Raw genomic sequence first — 25619 nt, forward strand, 5'->3', positions numbered from 1 at the left:
TCCTACTTAATATTTTCGATAGGATGTTAATTCTTCATGCAGACAATTCTCTCTAACAAAACGATGACACTGAAAAAATATAGACTCCATATCCTCTGTATTATGACTAAGTATGCGTATGACAAAGCCTTTACATGGCATAGAAGATATTCCAATCTTCATATTGTTAGTGTTAGAAAGCGAAGTTTTCAATGCTGTAATTAAATCATTTGTAATGTTCTCATTAATAACCATGAAAGTACCATAATGGGAATATTGATTTAATATTCCCATTTGATCTAACGACTCTTTGAAAGGGTTTAACAATAGATGATCGTAAACTACAAGTTTGTTTTCCATATATATTTTTGTTAGCGAATCAAAATACTGGTATGTGAACTTCTCCATATTTGGAGACCAACCAGGCGTAACTGAATCGCATAAAATCAATGTAGAATTATTTTGCATATATATATTTGTTTTTTGCTTATATGCTGCATCCTTGTACATAATCAACGGATCTGGTAAATACTCCATAACAGCATTTTCACCAATATAAACATTCAATTCTTGCAAAGCATAACTATTTGGAGTCTTGTAAACTTTCGTTGCTGATTGGCTTGTTATATATGTTTTCGCATCTTCATGAACATTTATATTTATAGAATAGAAGTCTCCTTTTAAATAACCTCCACCAGAATTCATGATATAGTAATATGCTCTACCATAATCGTCCAAATATATTGGCTGCGTTACTTTTAAGGCATCTTTATGATAAACCTTAATAGGTACCGTTTTATGTCTCTTTTCCATCACATCAATGTTTAAGACACCTGTAGGGGCTTTCATTTCTTCAATCCTTCTAACATGATGTTTTGTCGCATCCAATTTATTAATCCCTGTAAGCCTTCCTCATCCTTCAAATTTGTAAAAAAATATGGTTTATTATGTCGGTAATTTTTCGTATCCTGCTCCATAACTCCAAGATCAGCCCCTACATAAGGTGCCAAATCCGTTTTATTAATCACAAATACATCAGATTTGATCATTCCTTGTCCACCTTTACGAGGAATCTTTTCTCCTTGTGCTACATCAATAATATAAATTGAAAAATCCACTAGCTCTGGACTAAATGTGGCAGCTAAATTATCACCCCCACTTTCAATAAAAATAATATCTAAATTACTATGTCTAATCATGAGCTCTTCAATTGCTTCAAAATTCATAGAAGCATCCTCTCGAATTGCTGTATGTGGACACCCTCCTGTCTCTACACCAATAATTCTATCTTCTGGTAAAACACCCGTTTTCAATAAAATCTTTGCATCTTCTTTCGTATAAATATCGTTTGTAATTGCTGCAATTTCATAATCTGTATTTAAATATTTTGTTAACTTTTCAACTAACATTGTTTTCCCAGCACCTACGGGGCCACCAATACCAATTTTAATAGGTTTTATCATTTTATTTTTCCTCCCTATGACATGAAGACTCTTACATTTACATCTTCATGTTGCATTTGATTTATTTCGAATTCAGGATCATTCAATCCAAAATTCTCTAATGAAAGTATTTGAATTCTATCAATAGATTCACAGATCAATTCATGGCATTCTTGTAATAGTTTTTGACCATCTGTTTGTCCAAGAGGAATGGCTCTCACACCATTTTGAATTATGCTTCCAACACTTGAATATAAGAAAACTAAGAGCGTTTCTTCTATTGTCATTTTCAATTCCGCCCCTAATATTCCGTATACGATACTCGGATGACCTTGTAATTTATTACCCATAACATCTTCTTTGTATATATTTAAATTTGCAAATGAGAACAGTTCACACAATAGTTTAGAAGTACTTTTACTAATCATTCTATTTGCTCTTCTACATTCAAAAGGCAATGTTTGTGCTGTTATTAAATCATCTAAAAATGTAATTTGTTTTCCATCATTATTCTTAGTGGCTTCGTAAGTATATTTGCAAATTAAGCCGTCCGTGTGTGTTAATTGCACTTTTACATATCGATTAATCCATTTGAAAAATTCGCCTTTATTTGTAACTTGTCCCTCTTGAATAAATGTTTCTAATCCAAAAGAGTGACTAAAACTTCCTGTTGGGAAGTTCGAATCACTAATTTGGAGTAGGTTAAGTAGGTTAAATATGTTTGTGTGAAGCATGCTTGAACGGTTTGGGTAATACTCTATTTTCTTTTTGATAAGGAACACCTTCCTTTTTGAGTAAATCTTCTACTAAGTAGTCGTTCGCCAAAATCATACACCCTTCATCGAATTGTGCTGGCAAATGTCTATTTCCTAAGTTATGCGCAATAATTCCCATTTCTTTTATTGACGTTGGAGTAATTACAATTACCTCTTCTGGTAACACTTCAATATATACAATACGATGTTCATCTTCATATAAAATATCACCGTTCTTTAATGTTTCTCCATTATCTAAAGACACCCCAATTTCAAAACCAGATTCTGAATATAATTTCTGAACCCTCTTTAGTAAAAGCTCACTAGAAATCAATATTCTATCAAGATGCTTTTTTGTATTTGCAAAATCATTCATATTGCATACGTTGTTATTAATTTTTTCAATAATCATTTTATCTCCTCCGTTATATCAAAATAAAAAATATCTTTGAGCCATAGGTAATACATCTACTGCTTCACACGTAATAACTTGTCCATCAACTTTAACTTCATATGTCTGCGGATCTACTTCAATTTCTGGTGTTGCATTATTCAGCTTCATATCTTGCTTAGAAATCTCTCTCGTATTTCTAACAGGTAATACAACTTTATTTAAACCTAATTTTTCTTTAATATTATTCTCATAAGCTACTTTAGATACAAATGTAATCGAACTTGACTGTACCGCTTTTCCATATGCACCAAACATCTTTTTTTCATAATATGGTTGTGGTGTGGGGATCGAAGCATTCTCGTCTCCCATTAATGCCATCACTACCATCCCGTTTTTCAAAACCATATCTGGCTTAACACCGAAAAATTGTGGATCCCATATTACAAGGTCTGCATATTTCCCAGCTTCAATAGAGCCGACATATTCTGAAATCCCATGTGTAATAGCTGGATTAATTGTATACTTAGCTATATAGCGTTGAATTCTATTATTATCGTTATACTCTTTATCTCCCTCTAAACTACCAATCTGCTTTTTCATTTTATCGGCGGTTTGCCAATTGCGAATAATAACCTCTCCAACCCTTCCCATCGCCTGCGAGTCAGAGCTAATCATGCTGAAAACCCCTAAATCTTGCAAAATATCCTCTGCCGCAATTGTTTCTTTTCGAATCCTTGAATCCGCAAACATTACATCTTCTGGAATATTTGCTTTTAAATGATGACATACCATGAGCATATCTAAATGTTCATCCAACGTATTCACTGTATATGGCAAGGTCGGGTTCGTTGAAGAAGGTAAAATATTATTCAGTGCAGCAATCTTTATAATATCTGGTGCATGCCCACCACCAGCCCCTTCAGTGTGGTACGTATGAATAACACGATTATCAATAGCCTTTATCGTTTCTTCCACAAAACCACATTCATTTAACGTATCAGTATGAATAGCAACTTGAATATCATATTTATCAGCAATCTGTAACGAGTGATTAATTGCTGAAGAAGTCGCTCCCCAATCTTCATGAATTTTTAATCCAATAGCTCCTGCAAATATTTGTTCTTCCAGGGCAGGTAAACTTGAACTATTTCCTTTCCCTAAAAACCCAATATTTATAGGAAAAGCTTCTGCTGCCTCTAGCATTTTTCTTAAATTCCAAGATCCAGGCGTTATTGTAGTTGCCTTAGTACCCTCTGCCGGTCCTGTTCCTCCACCAATTAAAGTTGTTATACCTGAAGCTAATGCTGTATCAATTTGTTGTGGGGATATGAAATGCACGTGTGTATCAATACCTCCAGCTGTAACGATTTTTCGTTCGCCAGAAATTACTTCCGTTGATGTTCCAATGATGATATCAATATTATCCATAACTGAAGGATTACCACTCTTACCAATTGCTGAAATCTTTCCATCTTTTATACCAATATCCGCTTTATATACTCCTGTATAATCAATAATAATTGCATTCGTAATAACAACATCCACAACACCCTGTTCCCTTGTAAGTTGCGAATTTTGTCCCATACCATCCCTAATTGATTTTCCTCCACCAAAGACAGCTTCATCACCATATACGGTGTAATTTCGATCAATATGTGCGAATAATTGTGTATCCGCTAAACGAATAGAATCTCCTGTAGTTGGACCATATAAATCAGCATATTGTTTACGTGACATCTTAAAACTCATGCTATCTCCCTCTTTTTTTATAAGATTCAATATCGCCATCCACTTTATTTTTAAATCCATATACTTCTTGCTTCCCTGAGTACGGAACTAATTCAATCGTTTTTTCATCCCCAGGCTCGAATCTTACCGCTGTACCCGCTGGAATATTTAAATGTTGTCCAATTGCTACACTACGATTGAACTTTAACGCCTCATTCACTTCATAAAAGTGGTAATGGGATCCAATTTGAATCGGTCTATCTCCCTGATTTAACACCTTAACTTTCGTTTCTTTTTTATTTCCATTACATACTATGTCTTCTTTCGCAAGGATATATTGCCCTGGAATCATAACATTCACTTCCTTTAATGAATTGGTTGATGAATAGTTACTAATTTTGTTCCATCAGGAAAAGTTGCCTCAACTTGAATATCTGATATCATGTCTGCAATACCATCCATAACATCTTCAGCACTTAAAATATTTTTTCCAAGCTCCATTAATTCCGCTACATTTTTACCATCTCTTGCTCCTTCCAAAATTTCATACGTAATAATAGCGATACTTTCTGGATAGTTTAACTTAAGCCCTCTCTCCTTTCGTCGATAAGCTAAATCAGCCGCAACAACTACCAGCAGTTTATCAATTTCTCTTGGAGTTAATCTCATTACAATCTTCCTTTCTAAAATATTTTAAAACTAAGAATATTCTAAAAACAAAAGATGTACTTCCAATGTCCTTTCCGTGTTTTCTCCATGTTTTTTTCTGCTAATCAAATAAAAAAAGACTAGAATTTCTAGTCTTTTTTTATTTCCCTTCATTCTTCTCTAACACATACAAGTCTTCTTCAATATTCGTTAATTTCTCACTTACAAGCTTTCTTGCATCTCCAATTGCTTGATTGTATGCAAATGGTCCAACTAATTTAATCATTTCCTCTATTAAACGTTCTGCTTGGAAACGTCCAATTTCATCTAAATCTTCTTCAACGAAAAATTGCTGAATTTGTGCTACAAGCTCTTCTTTTTTATCAGTCGGTATTTTTATGTTCATCATCATGAGTTACTCCTCTATATTTAAGATAATACTTTTCTTAACTCTACCATAGAAAAGCGATTTCCTGGACAAGTTTTTGTAACCCCTTCTAACTCCCTATGGCCGAGTATATTCCCTTTCTCTATGGCAAACTGCTTCATAAACATTTTACATAAAGAATATAATGAATTCATTTGTGCAGTAGTTGGATCATATTTATCAAAATTTCCCGTCATACATATTCCAATTGTATTACTATTATTATCTTTCGCATGTGCTCCAATATGTAAACCTCGTCCTTCGACTACAGTTCCATCTTCTTCAATAAAATAATTGTAACCAATCCCGCTCCATCCTCTTACCTTTTGATGAAATTCGTGAGTTTTATACACATCCCAGCCATCTTCTGACGTATGGTGGATAATCAGTTTATTTACTTTTTCTAAAGGAACTAACTCATTTTGAAACGTTAAATTTGCACATTTAATTTCCATATGAACATCCTCCTCTTACAAATCGATCATAATAACTGTTTTATCATCTGGTCTTATTCTATTTTCTCCTTCTAACCTTTCAATGATTGCTACATATTCTTTTATACTATTCTTTCTTATATATGCTAAAGTTTGTTCTAACGACCATTCTGGGTGAAACAATCCGTCTGAACAAATAAAAATCCCACTTACTTCAGCTACCTGTAATTCACCATATTGTAAATAATCCATAGCTTCTTTCATCCCATTTGCAACTGAATAGCCGTTTGGCATATTTGCAAGATAGCGATTGTATTTTAACTGCTCCCGAACATCTTGAAAAACGTGTTCTTCCGGGACTGGTAATCCTTTTTTACGATCCTCTTCCCTCTTCTTTTTTGCGCGTTTACTAATTCCCTTAACTGTATCTTTCGTTAATACTCTTATCGCTCCATCCTGAAGTATTGCAACGATCATACAATCACCTAATTGTGCATATTCAAGTTTATCGCCTTCTATTTGAACTGCTGCAATACATGTACACCACAGATGGTCTTTTTTTCTCGTATCAACCTTGTACTCTAGCATCTTGTTTTGCAATAATTCATTCGCCTTTGCAACTTCACCTTGTAAACTATTGATCTCTCGTAGCGAAGTAAAATGACTTGCAAATAAATGTGAAGCGATGTATGCTCCATTATGTCCTTCTTCATCACAAAATGGAACTAACGGTGTTGCTCCATCGCATACACCGTAAATCATTTTATCTTCATTACAAAAAAATGAATCCTCACACTCTTGTTTTAAAGGACTCTTCTGTTGATACGTCGCTATCTTCATATCTGTATCCCCTCCCAATTTATCAAACACTCGAACTATTTAGATTAATCTAATTTTCCAAAATAAACTGTTTTCCCAAAAAACTTTCAATTTCATATATAATCTTGAAATAATATGATTATTTAGTGAAGGATGGGAAAGAGATGGTCAGATTTCTTGGTGTTATTTTTGGTTCTATTATTATCGCAATTGCCTTTAATCTTTTCCTTATCCCCCATAAAATTTTAAGTAGTGGAATTGGCGGAATTGCTATTATTTTAGGGATTGTAACCCCTGTAAACACAGGTATTATTAACTTTGTATTGAACTTACCTATCCTTATTTTAGGATACATAGGTCTTGGAAAAAAAGTAATTTTTAACACGGTTGTTTCTGTAATTGTATTATCTGTTGCATTATACTATGTTCCAGTAAAAGTCGTAGCAACAGATCCACTTTTATCATCTGTATTTGGCGGTGTCATCGCCGGAGCTGGTATTGGTCTTGTCTTTAACTGCCATGGTTCAACTGGTGGATTTGATATTATCGGTATGTTGTTATCTCGTAAGCGAGATATTAAACTTGGTGGATTCCTTATTGCATTAAACACTGTTGTTGTTGTCATTGCAGGATTTTTCTTCACTTGGGATGTTGCCCTTACAAGCTTACTTTCAATTTATGTAACTGGTAAAGTAATTGATGCCGTTCATACGAAACATCGTAAAGTTACACTTATGATTGTAACAAATCAAGCAGAAGAAATGAAAAAAAAGCTTCTTTCAACTGTAGTACGTGGAATTACGTTACTTGATGGTGAAGGTGCTTATTCAAACGAGAAAAAACGTGTACTTATGACAGTCGTTTCACGTGAAGAATTAGCAAGTATGAAACTAACGATTTCGGAAATTGATCCTCATGCATTCGTTAATATTACGGAGACTGTTGAAGTATTAGGATTGTTTAGAAAAGTGTAAAAAAACTAGGTGGACCTTCACCTAGTTTTTATTTTCCATAAATTCAATTCGATTTCCAAACGGATCTGACACGTAAAATCTGATTATATCTGGTCGCGCATGATCATCTATTACTTCAACATCTTGCTTTATTAACTCTTGTTTAAATTCATCAATTTTTAAAACATAAAAAGCTGGATGCGCTTTTTTAGCTGGATTAAAGTTTTGCTCAACTCCGATATGAATCTCTTGATTTCCACACTTAAACCAACACCCACCACGCTTCTTTAATTCCTCCGGCTTTGGAATTTCCTCCATTCCAATTTTATTACCATAAAATTCTCGCGCTTCTTCTTCACATCCTACGGGCGCAGCTACTTGTACATGATCAATTCCTTGAATATAATTTTTCATATTCCTTCCCCCTCTTCTAGTCTAATCGTATAACGAAAACACATTCATGTAACTTACAGAAAATTAATTAAGCAATATAAGATTCTCTTATTACTACCTTTTATACCTTCCACTAATAATAAAAAAAGAAAATTTATTCTGTAATTTCCATTTTTTATAGAAATAAACGTCACACCTATATTATAGTTATTAATAGATCCATCTTTTTTAGATGCTAATTGTACGGAGGAAATATTATGAGTCGTAAAAAATATTCATCTACTCAAAAAAAGCGTCATCCGAACGTATCTGGACGCCTGCGAAACCATATACAAAATCGTTCTTTAGCAGAAATGTATGCATCTCTTTTTGAACATAACCCTGATAGTATTATTTCATTGAATTTAGAAGGAGTTATTTTACATATTAACCCCTCTGCGGAAAGAATATTAGGTTATACTTCTAACGAATTAGAGCGAAAAACAATCACTTCTATTTTAGAAGCACATATTTCTGATCAAGTGCTACAATACATAAAAAATGCTGCAGCTGACAATCAAAAAGAGTATATCGTCTCTATTTATCATAAAGACGGATATTTACTAGATGTCGTAACAAAATTAGTTCCTATTTTTGTTAAAAACCGTTTAACAGGTGTATACGCCATTATGAAACCCCTTGAAAAATCAGAAAGAATTGAGAAAGTATTACAAGAGAGTGAGAAACGATTACGCACATTAATGAATTCAATGCCTGCATTTGTTATTTTTAAGGATCATGAAGGACGCTGGCTTGAAGCGAATGACTATGCGCTTTCTTGTTTCAATTTCCATAACGTTCCTTATCATGGAAAAAAAGATAATGAACTCATTCAATATAACGAAGCATACCGCGAATCTTTTTTGCATTGTGAAGAAGTCGATGAACTAACATGGCAAAAAGGACAAATTCTTCACGGAGAGGAATTTATTATACATAGAAATGATTTCGACTTAGTTTTAAGCATTTCAAAAGTCCCACTCTTCCATCCTGATGGCTCACGCAAAGGTCTTATAGTGATGGGAAGAGACGTTACCGAACTAAAAGAAACTGAAAAGTTATTACGGAAATCCGAAAAACTTGCAGTAGTAGGACAACTGACAGCCGGAATTGCCCATGAAATTAGAAACCCGCTCACTTCATTAAAAGGATTTTTAACGTTATTACATCCAGAAATAAATGAGGAAAATAAATGGTATGTGGACGTTATGTTGAGTGAGATTTCACAAATGGAATCTATAACAAGCCAATTTATGGCGATGTCTAAACCACAAGTGTTATCTATTCATACATGCAACGTACAAACATTAATTGAAGAAGTTGTAACTTTTATTTTACCAACAGCAGTTATGCATAGCGTTCATATCATCATGGATCATTTCGATTATATTTCTGACATTCAATGTGACAGTAATCAATTAAAACAAGTTTTGATTAACATATTAAAAAATGCAATCGAGGCGATGCCTGCTGGTGGTAACATATTCATTCAAACAGCTTCGTTAGAAAATGATTTTGTTTCAATACGCATTATGGATGAAGGTTGTGGGATTCCTGAAGAGCGCATGGCTCGTCTTGGCGAACCTTTTTATAGCTTGAAAGAAAAAGGAACTGGCCTTGGCTTAATGATGTGCTATAAAATCATTCAAGAGCATCACGGAAAATTATTCATTTCCAGTGAATTAAACATAGGAACAACTGTCGATATCCAATTACCGATTGCTACAGCTCAGCCTGTAACAAACTCTTAACTATGCTACATTAATATAGTAAAAGACATCTGTTATAAGTAGTCGGGTTATTGTGGAAAACATCTACACTAATACGTTAAAAAGCTCAAAGTCCCTATATGACTCTGAGCTTTATTTTTGTATACGATTTATTTTATTAAATCCACTCTTTTCCATGTTTACGAATAAACTGAATATCATTTTCATAATGTTCAAGATGCCCTTCATCTATCATCTTTTGGAAGTTCATATCGCCTTCTAGTGCTTTTCTTTTCATGTATTTACATAATCCTTCTAATCGTAGAAGTACCATCTCCAAATAATCCTCGGCGATGCCATCACTTTTATAGGACTCAAAAAACAATTTAACTCTTTGCTTTATGCGGTCTGCATGCTGTAATGAATTATAATAAACCGCCGCACCTGTTTCCTTATAATAAACTCTACTTAATGGGACACAAGTGTAAAGAGTATAGGCTATGTCCCAAAGTCTTGGTCCAGGACCAGCAACATCAAAATCAATAATACCTACTGGTTTTTCGTTATTAAAAATAATGTTGTATATTGCAAAATCATTGTGGCATACAACCTCTATTTTATTTGGAGTATTATCCATCGGTTTCCAATCATCTGATAACGGGAAATCACTCACAGCATCATGATAAAGACGGAGCATCTTCGCTATTTCTTTTAAAACATCATTAGACCACATGTACTCTTTTAAAGGGTAATTACCAGCTTCTCCTTCAATAAATGATAATATCTCTCTATCTTTATCATCAATACCTAAAAACTTTGGTGCATAACTAAAACCTTTGTTTTCCAAATGGTTTAATAGCTTATGAATTCGGGTACTGCCTTTCTTTAATTCTCGTCGAACAGTATCTTCCGAACGATATACGTTTGAGACATTCCCTCCCGTTAGCATTTCTTCATTTTCGTAGTTTGACATCTAATAGTCCCCCTCCATTATTCTACATTTTCTTTATATTTTAACATAACTTTCCTATTCTCTTTTAACCCCTTAAATTACAACAAAAAAATCGAGTATAAAATCTTTATGATTTTACACTCGATTTAGTCTACTATTTATGCATGTGAAAATATTTTTTCATACCATTCTGTTGCCTTCTCTACTTCATTCATCGTTAATTGATGTCCTCTATTTTCCCAATGCATTGTTACATTAGCATCTACATTTTCTAATAGCATCTTCAATTCCTCTGACTCAGAAGGTGAACAAATTGGATCATTTGTTCCAGCAGCGATAAATACGAATTTCTCTGCTAAATTAGGTAATTGTATTCCTCTTCTAGGCACCATTGGGTGATGAAGGACTGCACCTTTTAATGCATTTTCGTAATGGAATAATAAGCTCGCCGCAATATTTGCTCCATTTGAATACCCAACAGCTACGATATTATCTCTATCAAATTCATATGTTTTTGCTGCTTCATTTAAAAATTCATTTAATTCCTTCGTACGGAAAACAAGATCCTCTTCATCAAAAATACCTTCTGCTAATCGGCGGAAGAAACGAGGCATCCCATTTTCTAATACATTTCCACGAACACTTAATACAGAAGCTTCCCGATCAATTCTTTCTGCAAGCGGTAATAAATCTAATTCATTTCCTCCTGTACCATGAAGCAATAACAACACTGGTTTTGACGTATCTTTTCCTTTTTGAAAAACATGTTTCATCATATTCCTTTTCCCCTTTCAATCACTTTAATCTAGATTTCTCACTTCAAATGGTAAGAGTGTCTGTTCAATTTGTTTTCTATGTTGTTCATATCGATCCGGTAATTTTAACTCCTCACCCATCGTCTCTAAAGATTCGTCATGGGCAAAACCAGGAGGGTCTGTTGCAATTTCAAATAAGATTTCGCCGTGTTCTCTAAAATAAATTGCGTTAAAATAGTTTCGGTCTTGTACAGGGGTTACACCATATCCAAAGCGAGACACATGCTCTTTCCAGTCTAATTGATCAGCATCATCACTCGCTCTCCAAGCAATATGATGAACTGTACCAACACCCATTTGCCCACGTCCAATTGTTGATAATCTCAAATCGATAATATTTCCAATATCAGCAGAAGAACGGAACCGCATAAACTCTCCCTCTTCTCCTACTTTCTCAAGACCCATAACATGCTCTAACAATTCAGCAGTTTTTTGAGGTTGTGCAGATAAAAGAACAGCACCGCCAAATCCTTTAATTGCTACTTCTGGCGTAACTTCCCCAAAAGTCCAATTATTTAATTCGCCCTCTTCTCTTTCAACTAATTCTATATGCAAACCATGTGGATCATCAAATTCTATATACTGTTCTCCAAACCGAGTCATTTTTGTATACGGTACGTCGAATTTTTCTAATCTATTTTCCCAAAACTCCATTGTACCTTTTGGTACGACATAAGACGTAATGCCTACTTGACCGTCCCCAATAATACCTTGACGAGCACCTGCCCATGGAAAAAACGTAATAATTGTTCCAGGCTTTCCTCCTGTATTACCAAAATAAAGATGATACGTACCTGGATCATCAAAATTCACTGTTTGTTTTACTAAACGCAATCCTAATACACCTGCATAAAAATCTACATTTTCTTGTGGGTGACCTACGATTGCTGTAATGTGATGAATTCCCATCGTTTTCTTTTCCACTTTCTCCACCCCTTTTTTTATTTCATTACAAAAAACGTTTATTCGCTAAAATTCATTATTCATTTTGTCCATATGATAAAGTTCAATCCGCAATACTATCTTTTACAAAATTGAGGTATCTCTCTAAAAAACTAACACATTTCATTTAGTTCAAAAATTATCTCGAATTCGAGATAATTCACAAAAAAAACTACAGTTCTTATGATTATATTTTAAATATTGATTTTATGATTTTGACTATCCTTCAAAAAATATCTTGAATTCGAGATTTATTATAGTCTAATTAGTTTTTATTGTCAATGCAGATATCGTTTCATTTTTTCATCAAAAACAATATTCTGACAACTCATCTCCATCAAATAATTTGTTTGAAAAAGAGCAACCGAAAAACGGGAACATCCATGTAATAAATTTCTACTTTTCCCATAACCAAAAAAGCCATACAAATGTATGACTTTTTTGATTATTTTTTGTTCAGCTACATATTCACTTCCCAATTACGGAAGGAAACAATTCCGAAAGTGGAACTACTTTCCCAATCTCATCTTTAAACACAATATGCTCTCTCGTTAAATGGCGCGGGCTCTTTACCCCTGCTGCTGCCGCTAATGAAAACAAACTATATCTCATACTAATAACATAGTTCATTACTCGCCATTTTTTCTCATACGGATCTAATGCTTTTTGGTAGTGTGGATTCGTGGTTGCAACCCCAGATGGGCATTGCCCTGAATTACATTGAAGTGCCATAATACAACCGCTTGCCATCATAAATCCGCGTGCTGAATTTACGGCATCTGCACCGATAGCTAAAGCAATCGCCACTTTATCTGGCGTGATTAATTTCCCGGAGGCAAACACCTTTAATTTATCCCTGACACCGTAATGATTTGCTGTATCAATAAATGTAAGTAATGCCGGTATAAGCGGCAGCCCCATACTATCTGCCATCGATTTATATGTTGCCCCTGATCCACCTTCTGAACCGTCGATTGTAATAAAATCTGGATAGATGTTTAATTCTTTCATTGCTTTTAATAAATCTTCCAAAGGCTTCTGTTGACCAATTACAATTTTCATGCCCACTGGTTTACCACCGTTTTCTTGTAAATCTTGAATAAAATATAAAGCCTCTGCGGCACTACTAATAAATGAAAAACGATTTGGCGAATTAATCGTTTCTCCTTCTCGTACTTTCCGAACGGAAGCGATTTTCTCATTTACCTTCTGTCCTTCTAAATGACCACCACGTATTTTTGCTCCTTGCCCAAATTTCAATTCAAACGCTTTAATATTACTTTCTTTCGCCTTCTCCATAAATTCCTTCATCGAAAAATTCCCGTCCTCGTCACGGTATCCAAATAATCCCGGACCAATTTGGGCAACGATATTTGCACCCGTATGTAAATGTTCTGGAATGACGCCCCCTTCCCCAGTATTAATCCACGAACCACCTGCCATTTTTGCACCAAACCCAGCTGATAAAATATAATTTTCTCCAATCGCACCGTAAGATGTCGCTGACGCTCCAAACATCCCATACAGTTTCCATGGATATTTACGATTTTCGCCCACTATAATTGCATCTTCTTCTTCATACAACCAAAGGTTTGTTGTATCCGCTGTCAATTTTTCTCTTCTTGAAAATAACCCTTCTTTATGAATCATATATTTTTTCCCCTCACGTTCTTGCGTGAGATTCACACTTAATTCATCTGTTAATGTGGGGAATAATGTATTAGCAATATAATAGCCAGATTCCTCAAAATCTCGTTTTGATCCAAAACCAAGTATTTCAGAACGGTATTTTGCTAGAAACATAACACTTTGAAAATCGTAGCGCGAAAAGGGCTTTCCGTCAGTATCATGATCAAACCAATATTGCCGAAATTCCGGGCCTATTTTTTCGAGTAAATAGCGCATTCTACCTAAGTATGGATGCAGTTTTAATATAGAATGATGCGTCCGTTTTTTAATAAAAAATGTAATGATAAAAAAGACAATTAAAAGTAGCATCAAAAAGAGCAATATACTAATAATAATGAGTAGCGCTTCACTCATTCCGCTTCCCCCTATATATGAAATTCCATAATAAAAAGAGAACACTCCATGTGTTCTCTTTTTATCCTTATTCACACTAACGTAGCAAGATGCTCTTTCGCGTCATATTCAACCAAACTTTCAGCATTTTTAATTCGCTGAACAAAATCTGGATTAGCGATTAATGGTCTTCCGAACGCCGCTACATCAATTGTTCCTTCTTGCAGTGCTTCTTCTGCCTCTTTCGGATTCAAATTACCTACTCCTACGATAGTACTATCCCAATACTTTCTTACTAATTGATGAAAATTCTTGCCGTCAGCAATAACTTGCGTATAATTCATCGTTGAAGGGTGAATCATCGTTAATCCAACTTCTTTAAACATATTTACAAACGTTTCAATTGCAAGTTCAGGATGTTCCCACATATAAGTAGGATTATCACCTTTAAAGGCAGAGAAGCGAAGAAGCGTTTTATCAGCTCCAACTGCTTCAATTACAGCCTGAACAACTTCTTTCATAAACGTTAACCTTTGTTTTAAGTCACCGCCGTATTTATCAATACGCTTATTCGCAAATTCATAAGTAAATTGGTCAATTAAATATCCGTGTGCACCGTGAATTTCTACACCATCAAATCCAGCTTCTATCGCATTCTTTGCGGCTTGTGCATATTGACCGATAACTTCTTTTATTTCTTCTATTGTCATTGCTTCTGGTGTATCAAACGGTTTACGAAAACGCGGAACATTCCCCTCCGCAGCAATAGCAGAAGGTGCTTGCGGCATTTGATCACCAATTATTTCGTGATGACTCATACGTCCAACATGCCATATTTGAGCAATAATCGTTCCGCCTTCTTTATGTACTGCCTCTGTAACAGGTTTCCAAGAATCGACTTGCGCTTGTGTATAAATACCTGGTACTCCTGGATTCCCTTTTGCTCTCGGGCTAATGACAATTCCTTCTGTAATAATTAGTCCAATCCCATCAGCAGCACGTTTTCGGTAATATTCGACTACGTCAGCACCAACGACTCCAGTCTCATTATTTGCAAAACATCTCGTCATCGGTGCCATCGCTATGCGATTACGAAGAGACCAAGATCCAATTTGAATCGGATGAAATAACTTCGTTTCTTCAATATTTTCAAAAGACCCCCAAGCGTTTATATTTGTTCCTTCATAAATACTTGCCGCTTTATTATTCGAACTTGTCATTTTTCTTCCCCCTAAAAAAATCTAACTATAATCGCATCATACTTACTTTTAGATAGTAACGTCAATTTATACGCTCTTACGTAGAAATATTCGTATAATAAAACTAACCGTTTTTAACTTTAAGGGTTCTGAAATTCAAGAATCTACTGTTTATTCTAATGTCCAGTAAGTGGATGAGGAAAATACTTATTAAGTGGATGTTTTCTTTTTTTCTAGTTTTATTACTATAGAATATATTGGTAATTAATTATTTAACTATTTACTAACCAAAAAGAACCTGTTTCCAATGTACTATGTTCAAACTTACACTAACGAGGTTTCAATAATTCATTTGTTTTTTAATTATACCAACGAAATTTTAGGAACTAATAAAAGACTCCTAGATAGTTGAAAGTATTTTTTCTTATTTAACTTTTAGAAAGAAGGATAACATTGAAAACAAAAGCTATCGTTTCTACACCTGAAAAAGATTTTAATATGCAAGAAGTATACTTAGACGAGATTAAAGACGATGAAGTATTAGTAAAAATTATCGCTTCGGGTATATGTCATACAGATGCAACAGTTTTAGACGGTACAATGCCAACACCAAAACCAGTTGTTTTAGGACATGAAGGTTCTGGTATCGTGGAAAAAGTGGGAAGTAATGTAACATCGGTTAAACCTGGTGACCATGTTGTACTTGGATTTTCTTACTGTGGTCATTGTGAAAATTGCTTAGATGGTAATGCTGCCGCTTGCGAAAATATGATTGAATTAAACTTCTCTGGAAAAAACAAACGCCATGTAACACCTATACACGATCTTAACAATAATGACGTTTCTCAATTCTTCGGCCAATCTTCATTCGCATACCATGCCGTTGTTAATGAGAATAATGCTGTAAAAGTACCAAAAGATGTTGATATACGTTTATTAGGACCACTTGGTTGTGGAATTATGACTGGTAGCGGTACGATCCTAAATTCATTACAGCCAAAACCAGGTAGTAGCCTAGTTGTATTTGGAACCGGTGCTGTTGGCCTTAGTGGCTTAATGGCAGCTAAAATTGCTGGATGTACTACAATTATTGCCATTGATATTCATGATAGTCGTTTAGAATTAGCGAAGGAATTAGGGGCTACACACACGATTAATAGCTTAAACGAAGATCCAGTTGCCAAAATTAAAGAAATTACAAACGGTGGAGCTAATTACTCATTTGAAACAACTGGCGTAAATATTGTTACACTGCAATCCATTCAATGCTTACGAGTAAAAGGTACAATGGCAACTGTTGCTGTTGGTAAAAAGGATTTAACTTTAAACGTAACAAATGAAATTGTCGTAAAAGCTATTACAATTAAAGGGGTAGTTGAAGGTGATGCAGTACCACAACTATTCATTCCAAAATTAATTAATTTCTATCAAAAAGGACTATTCCCATTCGATAAGTTTGTACAATTCTATTCTTTTGAAGAAATTGCTCAAGCATTTGAAGATTCTAAAACAGGAAAAACGATTAAACCTATTATCGTAATGGAGTAACATTTGTTTACTTTTTCCCGATAACTAACAAAACAAAAATATCCTGAAATGGAATAAATAAAATTAAAAAGGTTTCCTAAGTAGGAAACCTTTTTTAGTTGACCATATAAGGCTAACAATTCGTTTATCTCTTTTAAATAAAGAAAATAAACAATTATTATCTCCTCACATATGGAAAATCTCTTAACAATAGAAGTGGGAGTGGTTCAGTATTCTTCTAAAAATAATAACTTATATACCTAAAACAATGAAAGCCCTACCTCTCTTTCATCCTTACGGCTCCTCGTCCGTGCCAGTGTGAATCAGGATTGCAAAAATCAAGTAACTATTTTATCGAGTTATTTAATTAAACTTCGAACATTCGTAAAAGAAATTAAAAAATAAAAATGGATTAAATTGTAGTAATAACAAAAGAGGTTAATGCTCTAAAAGTGGTTTGAAAGAGTTGAATGTCTTTGAAATGATTGATTTTCTATAATTATATTCCCAAAAAATTCAAGATCTTTTTTGGGATGTAATACATTATCTACAATGAATCTTAACAAAAGCTTTTTATTTGATTTTCTGTGATACCTTCAATTAATCCCAGCTCACTAATCAAAAATTCATGTGCGTTATCTAACATTTTCTTTTCGCTTGCATTAAGTGCTTTTTCTTTCTGCATACGTAATAAATCACGTACAACTTCAGCACCTTCTTGTATTTTACCCGTTTTTATTTTATCAGTGTTCAATTTATACCTTTGTTTCCACGTAAGTAATCTATCTGATTCCCCATGCTGAAAAATATCTATTATGTTTGTTAATGCCTTTATATCTGTAACTGGTCGTATATTTGAACTCAATATTTTCCCCATAGGAATCATTACTTCCATATTACTAGCCGACATTTTTATAACATAATACTGTCTTTTTTCTCCTGAGATTTCCTTTTCTTCTATGGCTTTAATTATACCTGCTCCGTGCATTGGATAAACGATGTTATCGCCAATTTGAAACAAATAATCCACCTCCATATATGGTAACCTTCTCAATCTTAACACACATTTATTTTTTTAGCAAAATTTTTATAATATCACAAAATTATTTTCTATGTCAATTTATTTACACATAAAAATTCAGGCTGTACAGAAACACTAAAAAACCCGCGATTTTGTTACATTTCTACACCCATTTTCTCCAATTTTATATACCTTGTAAAACAAAAAAAACACATCACTACATATAAGTAGCGATGTATTTTTATATAATGACAAAAACGGTTGCTTCAAAACTTCACACACGATCCTTCGCTTATATACTAACCTGTTTACTAATCGTTTCTCGCGCTAAAAGAAAACTCATAATCACTTGCGCAGCTACTCTACTCGTCATATCCCTAAAATCAAGAGTTGGATCAATCTCTACTATATCCATCCCTTGAACGAGTGGCTCTTTACCAAGGAATTCAATTGCATCAAGTAAAGTTGTACTATCCATCCCACCAGGGCCAATTGCTGGACAGCCCGGCGCAAACGCTTGGTCTAGTACGTCCATATCAAGAGAAATATAAATAGAAGTCACATCTTGTTTTCTTAATACTTCAATACTTTCTGAAATAAGATCTTTTATTTTTCGCTCTCTTACATCTTTCATTGTATACACTGTCACGCCATGCTCTTTTGCATATTCATGGTACGCTCGTGCATTTGAAAAATTACGAATCCCAATTTGAACGAGCTGTTTTCCTGTAATCACATCATTTTCTAGCAAACTACGGAACGGTGTACCATTTGATGGACCACCATCATCTAAATTACGTAAATCATGATGGGCATCAAATTGAATAATACCGATCTTCCCTTTACTATTTGCAAAACCAGTTATACTCGGAAAACTAATCGAGTGGTCACCACCAAGAACGATTGGTATCATTTTCGGATTTACTTTCGTCAAGTGACCAACTGTTTTCGCAATTCGGTTATGACTCTCTTTTATATCTGTCACATGCATCGTAATATCACCACAATCATGAAGAACACTTTCTTTCATATCGTGTTCTTCTGTAATTGCGTACGTGCTATATGCATCCAACATTGAACGAATTGTTTTTGGTGCAAAACATGCTCCTGAATGACTAATAGATGGTTTAGAAAGGGGCGCTCCAATTAAGGCAGCACCGAATATTTCCACACCTTCCTCCCAATTTTTAATCATTTCGCTCCACTTCGTCACTTCACGATCGATAAACTTTGCATTTTTCTTTAAATAGTGGCCGTGCTCCACGATTGTTCACCTCTTGTATATGCGATATTCCCATTCTTCCATACTGTATTTACATGACTTACGCCGTAATGGTACGGTACGTAAGCGTAATTATAAGCATCCCATAAAACTAAATCCGCCTTACGACCAACTCTAATTTTCCCAGCTACATCGCCTCGATTAATGGCATAAGATGAGTTCACTGTTACCGCATTCCAAACTTCTTCTGGTGTCATTTTCAGTTTCAGCATCGCAATGCTCATAATAAGCTGAATGTTTTCAGTTGGACAGCTACCTGGGTTAAAGTCTGTAGCTAAAGCAACTGCAACACCTTCATCAATCATTTTGCGGCCGCGTGCGAAGCTTTCTTTATTTAAATAGAAAGTTGTTCCTGGTAATAAAGTTGCTACTGTATTAGAATTCGCAAGCATTTCAATTCCTTTATCAGAAGCGCCAACTAAATGGTCCGCTGATGCTGCACCAATTTCAGCCGCTGCTTCCGCACCACCAAGAGGGTCGATTTCATCTGCATGAATTTTCACATCAAAGCCAAGCTCTTTCGCTTTTAATAAAAATTCTTTTGATTCTTCTACAGAGAACACACCTGTTTCACAGAAAATATCAACGAACTCAGCTAATTGCTTCTCTTTCATTTCTGGCAATAGATCTAGCATCCATTGTAAAAATTCTTTCGATTTTCCTTTGTACTCTTTCGGAACTGCATGAGCACCTAAAAATGTTGAAACTAAATCGATTGGATGCTCTTTTTGTAATTGTGCAGTTGCCTCTAATTGTTTCCATTCTGTCTCATCATCCAATCCGTAACCACTCTTCGCTTCTACAGTTGTAACTCCGAAAGATAGCATACGGTCTAAATGGAATTTAGCTTTTTGAACAAGTTCTTCTTTCGACGCTTGTTTCGTTGCATTTACAGTTGAAAGAATACCTCCACCTTGTTCTAAAATTTCCAAGTACGGAACTCCTTGTAGTTTTAGCGCGATTTCATTTTCACGAGATCCACCAAATACAAGATGAGTATGCGGATCAACAAGACCAGGAGAAACCATTTTCCCACCGCAATCAATAACCTCTTTCGCTTGTAATCCTTTAGCTTCTTCCGCTGTTCCAACGAAAGTAATTACACCATTTTCAATTCCAACCGCACCGTTTTCAATAACAGGAAGCGTATTCATCGCTTCCCGTCTTAACAAGCCATCTTCTTGATCCATTGTTAGTAATTGACCGATATTTATTAGTAAAGTGTCCAGCATGTTTCTTCCTCCTTATTTCATCATTGGAATGTTAACGCCTTTTTCTTTCGCAGTTTGAACCGCTAAGTCATAGCCTGCATCAACGTGACGAACAACACCCATACCAGGGTCAGAAGTTAATACGCGTTCAATACGTTTTGCCGCTGCTTCTGTTCCATCTGCAACGATAACCATTCCAGCGTGAAGTGAATAACCCATACCAACGCCACCACCGTGATGAACAGACACCCAGCTTGCACCGTTTACACTGTTAATTAATGCATTTAAAATTGGCCAGTCTGCTACTGCATCACTACCGTCTTTCATAGATTCTGTTTCACGGTTTGGAGATGCTACTGATCCACAATCTAAATGGTCACGGCCGATAACGATCGGTGCTGATAATTCACCATTAGCCACCATTTCATTAATAATGCGGCCAAATTTCGCACGCTCGCCATAACCAAGCCAACAAATACGTGATGGAAGACCTTGGAACTCAACTTGCTGACGTGCCATACGAATCCAATTACATAAATGCTCATTATCCGCGAACTCGCGTAAAATAACTTCGTCTGTTTTATAAATATCTTCTGGATCACCAGAAAGTGCTACCCAGCGGAATGGTCCTTTTCCTTCACAGAATAATGGACGGATAAATGCTGGAACGAATCCCGGGAAATCGAAAGCATTTTTTAATCCTTCATCGAAAGCAACTTGGCGAATGTTATTTCCGTAATCAAATGTAATCGCGCCTTTTTCTTGCATTGCAAGCATTGCTTCTACATGTTTTTTCATACTTTCTTTTGATAATTGTACGTAACGTTCTGGATCTTCTTCACGAAGCTTCGCTGCTTCTTCTACTGTGTAACCTACTGGAATATAACCGTTTAATGGATCATGGGCAGAAGTTTGATCCGTAACTAAGTCAGGGATAATATTACGGTTTACTAACTCAGGTAAAATTTCTGCTGCATTACCTAATAATCCAATTGAAATAGGCTCTTTCTTCTCTTTATATTCGTTTGCAATAGCCAATGCTTCTTCTAATGATTCTGTATACTTATCACAATATCTCTTTTCAATACGACGATCGATACTACGCTTATCTACATCAATAGCAATTACAACACCGCCGTTCATCGTTACAGCAAGCGGTTGTGCGCCACCCATGCCACCTAAACCAGCAGTAATCGTTACAGTACCTTTTAATGAACCATCGAAATGTTGACGTGCCGCTTCACCAAATGTTTCATATGTTCCTTGTAAAATCCCTTGTGTCCCAATGTAAATCCAGCTACCCGCTGTCATTTGTCCGTACATCATAAGACCTTTTTTCTCTAGTTCACGGAAGTGATCCCAGTTCGCCCACTTCGGTACTAAGTTTGAGTTCGCTAAAAGAACGCGAGGCGCATCTTCATGTGATTTAAAAATTGCTACCGGTTTTCCTGATTGAACAAGTAACGTTTCATCGTTTTCTAACGTTTTTAATGAATCAACAATTGCATGGTAGCTTTCCCAATTACGAGCTGCACGGCCAATTCCGCCATATACAACTAATTCTTCTGGTTTTTCAGCTACTTCAGGATCTAAATTGTTCATTAACATTCGAAGTGCAGCTTCTTGAACCCATCCTTTCGTTTGTAACTCAGTACCTCTTGCCGCACGAATTGTTTGTTGTACTTTTTCCATTTCAATCTCTCCCTTTTCTCGTTTTATAGTGCTGCATTTACATCCAATCTTTCCTTTATTGAATAATTCGTTTTTAACCAATGCGCGATATTTTCAATATCCGTTGAGAATATACGGTCATTTGTAATAGAAGGCACTTGCTGACGACCTTGATGATAGAACGTTTTTGTAACTGTACTCATGTTTTCAATTCCGCGATATTCTGCTGCTTGCATCGCACAGATCATCTCAATTGCAAGAACACGTCTTGCATTTTGAATAATTTGATGCGCATGACGTGAAGCGATTGTTCCCATACTTACGTGATCTTCTTGGTTAGCTGAAGACGGAATTGAATCTACACTCGCTGGATGAGCTAACGTTTTATTTTCTGAAACGAGTGAAGCCGCTGCATATTGCATAATCATGGCACCTGATTGAAGTCCTGGTTCTGGACTTAAAAATGGTGGTAAGTCATTTAATTGCGGATTTACTAGGCGTTCAATACGGCGCTCTGAAATATTTGCAAGCTCCGCCATCCCTACTTTTAAGAAGTCCATTGCAAATGCAATTGGTTGTCCGTGGAAATTACCACCAGAGATTACTTTTTCACCGCCATCAAAAATAAGTGGATTATCTGTTGCTGCATTCATTTCAATTTCTAATTTTTCTTTCACATAATTTAAAACTTGCCAAGAAGCACCGTGAACTTGCGGGATACAACGAAGTGAATATGCATCTTGTACACGAAGTTCTCCTTGTTTTGTCACAAGTTTACTATCATGAAGAATATCACGAATTCTGCTTGCCACTTCGACTTGCTCTTTATAACCACGCGCTTTATGAACATTTTCATCGAATGCATCAATAATGCCGCGTAATCCTTCCATTGTCATCGATGCAATTAATTCTGATTGATAAGCACTTGCTTCAGCTTCTATATAAGAAAGAACCCCTTGCGCTGTCATTGCCTGCGTACCATTGATTAACGCAAGACCTTCTTTTGCTTCAAGTTCAATAGGTTCAAGTCCTTCTTCTGTAAGAGCAACCATCGCATGAACTCGTTTTCCTTTGTAGAACACTTCACCTTCACCTAATAAAACGAGAGCAAGATGAGATAAAGGTGCTAAATCACCGCTCGCTCCTAGTGATCCTTGTTGCGGAACGACTGGATGAATTTTACGATTTACAAACTCAAGAAGCATGTTTACAACAAGTGGTCTAACACCCGATACTCCTTTTAACATCGTATTAGCTCGTAAAATCAACATACCGCGTGATACTTCTTCAGGGAATGGATCGCCTATTCCGCACGCATGTGACTGAATTAAGTTGTGTTGAAGTGCTTTTACATCATCTTTTTGAATAAGTACATCACTAAACTTTCCAAATCCAGTTGTAATACCGTAAACGACTTTTCCGTCCTCTACAATTTTCTCGACAACTTCGCGGCACTCTGCCACTTTTTGCATACTAGTTGGGCAAGCTGTTACACCTTCACCTTCAAGTAACAACCTCTTCATTTCTTCAACTGTCAATGTGTGTCCTGTTAACGTAATCATTCTTTTTCCTCCTTATAAAGGCAAAAGGGGACCTTATCTTTTTAAGACAGACTTCTGTCCTAAAAAATAAGGCCCCCTTCTAACTAATAGACTATGGGCAAATCATATGTGATTAATTCCTAAACCAATCGCCTCATGCTCAGATCCTTTTACAGGTGCACCAATCGTTCCATAAAGTGCAACAGCAACCCATTCGCCTTCTTTTTTTCCGTCGTATGGTGTACCGCGCACAATCGCAAAGCGAAGTCCTACTGTACGAAGAACGTCTGCTAACTGAATTTGACCTCTCGTCACTCCGTACAAAGCTTCCATAATTGCATGATAAAGTGCATGTGTTTCTCTGTAAACATCTGTTTCAATAACTCGGTTGCTCTTAGCCGCTGTTTCCATTGCTGCTACTACTTTTTGCGAATTCATAGAACCAACTTTCCCAGTACAATATTTCCAACCTTTCGGAATAGATAATACGGGACTTTCATTCTCATCCGCAAGTGCCAACAGCATGGCCATACGACCAATTCGATGTGTTCCTTGAAGAAGCATGTGACTCTCTCATTTCTTTTGAATTATTTGAATATTACTTAATTTAAGAATATATGAAAACGGTTAAATCGTCAATAGTTTAAAATATTATTCAAGCAATTTTTTATCCCTCTCATACTTGTACTTGTGTACACAATTTATTTACAGATTTTTTTCAGACGTGCTATAGTCTCACTAACAGATGCAAAGGGGCGAAATTTCAGTGGCGAAGCGAAAAGATATTCATTTTCGAATTGAAGAAAAATTACTTACAAGGTTTGAAGACGCACTCCATTACGAAGGTTTAAATAAAACAGATGTATTAACACATGCGATTCAGCAATTTTGCATAAAGGTGGAATGTGAAAAAATGAATGATGTAAAACGCCAATACAACGTAAGTAACCATTTACAAACACGTATCGATACGCATAAACATTACGAAGAAAAACAAGTGAATGTAGATGAAGTCGTCATTGAACATTTACAACTCCAAGGGGAAGAAAAAATATTAGAGGTCGGGTGTGCTAACGGAAAATTTCTTTCCCTTTTGCAAACTAATGGTCATAAAGGACATCTAACTGGTTTTGATCAATCCGAAACTATGCTTTCTGAAGCTGCTATAACGAATAATATGATTGAATGGAAACTCGGTGACGCTAGTAAACTTCCTTTCGAAGCTAATTGTTATGACCTGCTAATCGCAAGGCATATGTTATACCACATGAAAGATGTCGAAAAAACTATTCAAGGATTCCATAAGATAATTCGTCCTGGCGGCGCCCTTTTAGCTACAACAAATTCTAAAGTTTCATTACCTCGTATAGATGAAATGTGTAACAAAATGTTAGTCACATTTGATTTACCAAAAACATCACCGTCAGTAGCTCCATTTTGTTTAGAAAATGCTAAAGATCTATTACACTCTGTTTTTTCAACTGTTGAAGAAACAATTATTCATAATGCACTTGTTTTTCATCATGCCACTCCAATCGTTAACTATATTTCTAGCATGTTCCCGTCGTTGAATATACCTGATAATATGTCCCTTCACACCGAAATGAAGGAATGGCTAAAAGAAGAAATAGAAAATGATTTATCATTTCATAACGGTATATGGCGCGATCCGAAAACGTTAGTGATTTATCGATGTAAAAAAGAAAAGAGCTAGCA

Annotated in this window: 26 protein-coding genes; 4 read left to right on the forward strand and 22 right to left on the reverse strand. The window is 35.5% G+C overall.

The features are described 5' to 3' along the window. Window positions 1-6: 6 nt before the first annotated feature. From DN408_RS00250 to DN408_RS00295, 10 genes are all read right to left on the reverse strand, one after another. On the reverse strand, window positions 7-828 hold the full coding sequence (locus DN408_RS00250; protein ID WP_016120633.1) for an urease accessory protein UreD: 822 nt from the start codon (window positions 826-828) through the stop codon (window positions 7-9). Next, entirely contained in the window at window positions 825-1442 is a 618-nt protein-coding gene (ureG, locus tag DN408_RS00255; RefSeq protein ID WP_000594929.1) for an urease accessory protein UreG, read from the reverse strand. The genes DN408_RS00250 and ureG overlap by 4 nt, the downstream gene beginning before the upstream one ends. Window positions 1443-1456: 14 nt before the next feature. Continuing rightward, window positions 1457-2155 carry an urease accessory protein UreF gene (locus DN408_RS00260; RefSeq protein ID WP_002128524.1) on the reverse strand — a complete coding sequence of 233 codons (699 nt, stop codon included), beginning with the start codon at window positions 2153-2155 and terminating at the stop codon, window positions 1457-1459. Further along, window positions 2133-2588 (reverse strand): urease accessory protein UreE, encoded by a 456-nt coding sequence (locus tag DN408_RS00265; protein ID WP_000582803.1) that lies wholly within the window; start codon window positions 2586-2588, stop codon window positions 2133-2135. The genes DN408_RS00260 and DN408_RS00265 overlap by 23 nt, the downstream gene beginning before the upstream one ends. 18 nt (window positions 2589-2606) lie before the next feature. Continuing rightward, entirely contained in the window at window positions 2607-4319 is a 1713-nt protein-coding gene (gene ureC, locus DN408_RS00270; protein WP_002128526.1) for an urease subunit alpha, read from the reverse strand. A 1-nt stretch (window position 4320) separates the two neighbouring features. Next, the gene (locus tag DN408_RS00275; protein WP_002128527.1) at window positions 4321-4650 is read right to left on the reverse strand and encodes an urease subunit beta; all 330 of its coding nucleotides are present in this window, start codon (window positions 4648-4650) and stop codon (window positions 4321-4323) included. A 14-nt stretch (window positions 4651-4664) separates the two neighbouring features. Then, complete coding sequence (locus DN408_RS00280; protein ID WP_001241327.1) at window positions 4665-4967, reverse strand: urease subunit gamma; 303 nt, start codon at window positions 4965-4967, stop codon at window positions 4665-4667. Window positions 4968-5106: 139 nt separating this feature from the next. After that, complete coding sequence (locus DN408_RS00285; protein ID WP_002087817.1) at window positions 5107-5358, reverse strand: DUF2164 domain-containing protein; 252 nt, start codon at window positions 5356-5358, stop codon at window positions 5107-5109. A 17-nt stretch (window positions 5359-5375) separates the two neighbouring features. Next, a complete protein-coding gene (locus DN408_RS00290; protein WP_002146292.1) occupies window positions 5376-5828 on the reverse strand; it encodes a peptidoglycan recognition protein family protein in 453 nt (150 codons plus the stop codon). 15 nt (window positions 5829-5843) lie between these two features. Next, the gene (locus DN408_RS00295) at window positions 5844-6647 is read right to left on the reverse strand and encodes a protein phosphatase 2C domain-containing protein (protein WP_078178570.1); all 804 of its coding nucleotides are present in this window, start codon (window positions 6645-6647) and stop codon (window positions 5844-5846) included. Between the two features lie 143 nt (window positions 6648-6790). On the opposite strand from DN408_RS00295, the gene DN408_RS00300 reads away from it, so the two are divergent. Beyond that, the gene (locus DN408_RS00300; RefSeq protein WP_000251329.1) at window positions 6791-7600 is read left to right on the forward strand and encodes a YitT family protein; all 810 of its coding nucleotides are present in this window, start codon (window positions 6791-6793) and stop codon (window positions 7598-7600) included. 21 nt (window positions 7601-7621) lie between these two features. On the opposite strand, the gene DN408_RS00305 is transcribed toward DN408_RS00300, so the two are convergent. Beyond that, window positions 7622-7993 carry a VOC family protein gene (locus DN408_RS00305; RefSeq protein WP_002128532.1) on the reverse strand — a complete coding sequence of 124 codons (372 nt, stop codon included), beginning with the start codon at window positions 7991-7993 and terminating at the stop codon, window positions 7622-7624. Between the two features lie 236 nt (window positions 7994-8229). Here DN408_RS00305 and DN408_RS00315 point away from each other — a divergent pair, with 236 nt between their 5' ends. Next, the gene (locus DN408_RS00315) at window positions 8230-9762 is read left to right on the forward strand and encodes a BA3702 family sensor histidine kinase (protein ID WP_078178571.1); all 1533 of its coding nucleotides are present in this window, start codon (window positions 8230-8232) and stop codon (window positions 9760-9762) included. A gap of 136 nt (window positions 9763-9898) precedes the next feature. Here DN408_RS00315 and DN408_RS00320 read toward each other — a convergent pair whose 3' ends face one another. The 5 genes from DN408_RS00320 to DN408_RS00340 all read right to left on the reverse strand — a co-directional run bounded on the left by DN408_RS00320 (window position 9899) and on the right by DN408_RS00340 (window position 15671). Then, on the reverse strand, window positions 9899-10693 hold the full coding sequence (locus DN408_RS00320) for a phosphotransferase (RefSeq protein WP_033729858.1): 795 nt from the start codon (window positions 10691-10693) through the stop codon (window positions 9899-9901). A gap of 137 nt (window positions 10694-10830) precedes the next feature. Next, window positions 10831-11445, reverse strand: coding sequence for an alpha/beta hydrolase (locus DN408_RS00325; RefSeq protein WP_002128536.1), 615 nt, complete (start codon window positions 11443-11445; stop codon window positions 10831-10833). A gap of 27 nt (window positions 11446-11472) precedes the next feature. After that, window positions 11473-12411, reverse strand: a complete 939-nt coding sequence (locus DN408_RS00330; protein WP_002167825.1) for a ring-cleaving dioxygenase — start codon at window positions 12409-12411, stop codon at window positions 11473-11475. A 486-nt stretch (window positions 12412-12897) separates the two neighbouring features. Then, complete coding sequence (locus DN408_RS00335; protein ID WP_078178572.1) at window positions 12898-14472, reverse strand: FMN-binding glutamate synthase family protein; 1575 nt, start codon at window positions 14470-14472, stop codon at window positions 12898-12900. A 71-nt stretch (window positions 14473-14543) separates the two neighbouring features. Further along, window positions 14544-15671, reverse strand: a complete 1128-nt coding sequence (locus DN408_RS00340) for an alkene reductase (RefSeq protein ID WP_002128540.1) — start codon at window positions 15669-15671, stop codon at window positions 14544-14546. Window positions 15672-16103: 432 nt separating this feature from the next. On the opposite strand from DN408_RS00340, the gene DN408_RS00345 reads away from it, so the two are divergent. Further along, window positions 16104-17198: an NAD(P)-dependent alcohol dehydrogenase gene (locus DN408_RS00345; RefSeq protein WP_078178573.1), complete on the forward strand. Its 1095-nt coding sequence runs from the start codon at window positions 16104-16106 to the stop codon at window positions 17196-17198. Window positions 17199-17736: 538 nt separating this feature from the next. Here DN408_RS00345 and DN408_RS00350 read toward each other — a convergent pair. From DN408_RS00350 to hutP, 6 genes are all read right to left on the reverse strand, one after another. Continuing rightward, window positions 17737-18198, reverse strand: coding sequence for a CarD family transcriptional regulator (locus DN408_RS00350; RefSeq protein WP_170935206.1), 462 nt, complete (start codon window positions 18196-18198; stop codon window positions 17737-17739). 292 nt (window positions 18199-18490) lie between these two features. After that, window positions 18491-19462, reverse strand: coding sequence for a formimidoylglutamase (gene hutG / locus DN408_RS00355; protein WP_078178574.1), 972 nt, complete (start codon window positions 19460-19462; stop codon window positions 18491-18493). Then, entirely contained in the window at window positions 19441-20712 is a 1272-nt protein-coding gene (hutI, locus tag DN408_RS00360) for an imidazolonepropionase (RefSeq protein ID WP_002128543.1), read from the reverse strand. Before hutI ends, hutG begins: the two co-directional genes overlap by 22 nt. Before the next feature lie 12 nt (window positions 20713-20724). Further along, a complete protein-coding gene (gene hutU, locus DN408_RS00365; RefSeq protein WP_002033512.1) occupies window positions 20725-22383 on the reverse strand; it encodes a urocanate hydratase in 1659 nt (552 codons plus the stop codon). A gap of 23 nt (window positions 22384-22406) precedes the next feature. Beyond that, window positions 22407-23924, reverse strand: coding sequence for a histidine ammonia-lyase (gene hutH, locus DN408_RS00370; protein ID WP_002033511.1), 1518 nt, complete (start codon window positions 23922-23924; stop codon window positions 22407-22409). Window positions 23925-24026: 102 nt separating this feature from the next. Then, entirely contained in the window at window positions 24027-24467 is a 441-nt protein-coding gene (gene hutP, locus DN408_RS00375) for a hut operon transcriptional regulator HutP (RefSeq protein ID WP_000926519.1), read from the reverse strand. 181 nt (window positions 24468-24648) lie between these two features. On the opposite strand from hutP, the gene DN408_RS00380 reads away from it, so the two are divergent. Continuing rightward, complete coding sequence (locus DN408_RS00380; RefSeq protein ID WP_179957865.1) at window positions 24649-25617, forward strand: class I SAM-dependent methyltransferase; 969 nt, start codon at window positions 24649-24651, stop codon at window positions 25615-25617. The last annotated feature ends 2 nt before the right edge of the window (window positions 25618-25619 follow it).

Source organism: Bacillus sp. AR13-1 (genome assembly GCF_008042285.1).
Classification (GTDB): Bacteria; Bacillota; Bacilli; order Bacillales; family Bacillaceae_G; genus Bacillus_A; species Bacillus_A mycoides.

What these genes read in the sequence shown, in the direction of transcription:
- DN408_RS00250 (WP_016120633.1), bottom strand. Translation starts at nt 828, where the DNA reads ATGAAAGCCCCTACAGGTGTCTTAAACATTGATGTGATGGAAAAGAGA.
- ureG (WP_000594929.1), bottom strand. Translation starts at nt 1,442, where the DNA reads ATGATAAAACCTATTAAAATTGGTATTGGTGGCCCCGTAGGTGCTGGG.
- DN408_RS00260 (WP_002128524.1), bottom strand. Translation starts at nt 2,155, where the DNA reads ATGCTTCACACAAACATATTTAACCTACTTAACCTACTCCAAATTAGT.
- DN408_RS00265 (WP_000582803.1), bottom strand. Translation starts at nt 2,588, where the DNA reads ATGATTATTGAAAAAATTAATAACAACGTATGCAATATGAATGATTTT.
- ureC (WP_002128526.1), bottom strand. Translation starts at nt 4,319, where the DNA reads ATGAGTTTTAAGATGTCACGTAAACAATATGCTGATTTATATGGTCCA.
- DN408_RS00275 (WP_002128527.1), bottom strand. Translation starts at nt 4,650, where the DNA reads ATGATTCCAGGGCAATATATCCTTGCGAAAGAAGACATAGTATGTAAT.
- DN408_RS00280 (WP_001241327.1), bottom strand. Translation starts at nt 4,967, where the DNA reads ATGAGATTAACTCCAAGAGAAATTGATAAACTGCTGGTAGTTGTTGCG.
- DN408_RS00285 (WP_002087817.1), bottom strand. Translation starts at nt 5,358, where the DNA reads ATGATGATGAACATAAAAATACCGACTGATAAAAAAGAAGAGCTTGTA.
- DN408_RS00290 (WP_002146292.1), bottom strand. Translation starts at nt 5,828, where the DNA reads ATGGAAATTAAATGTGCAAATTTAACGTTTCAAAATGAGTTAGTTCCT.
- DN408_RS00295 (WP_078178570.1), bottom strand. Translation starts at nt 6,647, where the DNA reads ATGAAGATAGCGACGTATCAACAGAAGAGTCCTTTAAAACAAGAGTGT.
- DN408_RS00300 (WP_000251329.1), top strand. Translation starts at nt 6,791, where the DNA reads ATGGTCAGATTTCTTGGTGTTATTTTTGGTTCTATTATTATCGCAATT.
- DN408_RS00305 (WP_002128532.1), bottom strand. Translation starts at nt 7,993, where the DNA reads ATGAAAAATTATATTCAAGGAATTGATCATGTACAAGTAGCTGCGCCC.
- DN408_RS00315 (WP_078178571.1), top strand. Translation starts at nt 8,230, where the DNA reads ATGAGTCGTAAAAAATATTCATCTACTCAAAAAAAGCGTCATCCGAAC.
- DN408_RS00320 (WP_033729858.1), bottom strand. Translation starts at nt 10,693, where the DNA reads ATGTCAAACTACGAAAATGAAGAAATGCTAACGGGAGGGAATGTCTCA.
- DN408_RS00325 (WP_002128536.1), bottom strand. Translation starts at nt 11,445, where the DNA reads ATGAAACATGTTTTTCAAAAAGGAAAAGATACGTCAAAACCAGTGTTG.
- DN408_RS00335 (WP_078178572.1), bottom strand. Translation starts at nt 14,472, where the DNA reads ATGAGTGAAGCGCTACTCATTATTATTAGTATATTGCTCTTTTTGATG.
- DN408_RS00340 (WP_002128540.1), bottom strand. Translation starts at nt 15,671, where the DNA reads ATGACAAGTTCGAATAATAAAGCGGCAAGTATTTATGAAGGAACAAAT.
- hutI (WP_002128543.1), bottom strand. Translation starts at nt 20,712, where the DNA reads ATGCTGGACACTTTACTAATAAATATCGGTCAATTACTAACAATGGAT.
- hutU (WP_002033512.1), bottom strand. Translation starts at nt 22,383, where the DNA reads ATGGAAAAAGTACAACAAACAATTCGTGCGGCAAGAGGTACTGAGTTA.
- hutH (WP_002033511.1), bottom strand. Translation starts at nt 23,924, where the DNA reads ATGATTACGTTAACAGGACACACATTGACAGTTGAAGAAATGAAGAGG.
- hutP (WP_000926519.1), bottom strand. Translation starts at nt 24,467, where the DNA reads ATGCTTCTTCAAGGAACACATCGAATTGGTCGTATGGCCATGCTGTTG.
- DN408_RS00380 (WP_179957865.1), top strand. Translation starts at nt 24,649, where the DNA reads ATGCAAAGGGGCGAAATTTCAGTGGCGAAGCGAAAAGATATTCATTTT.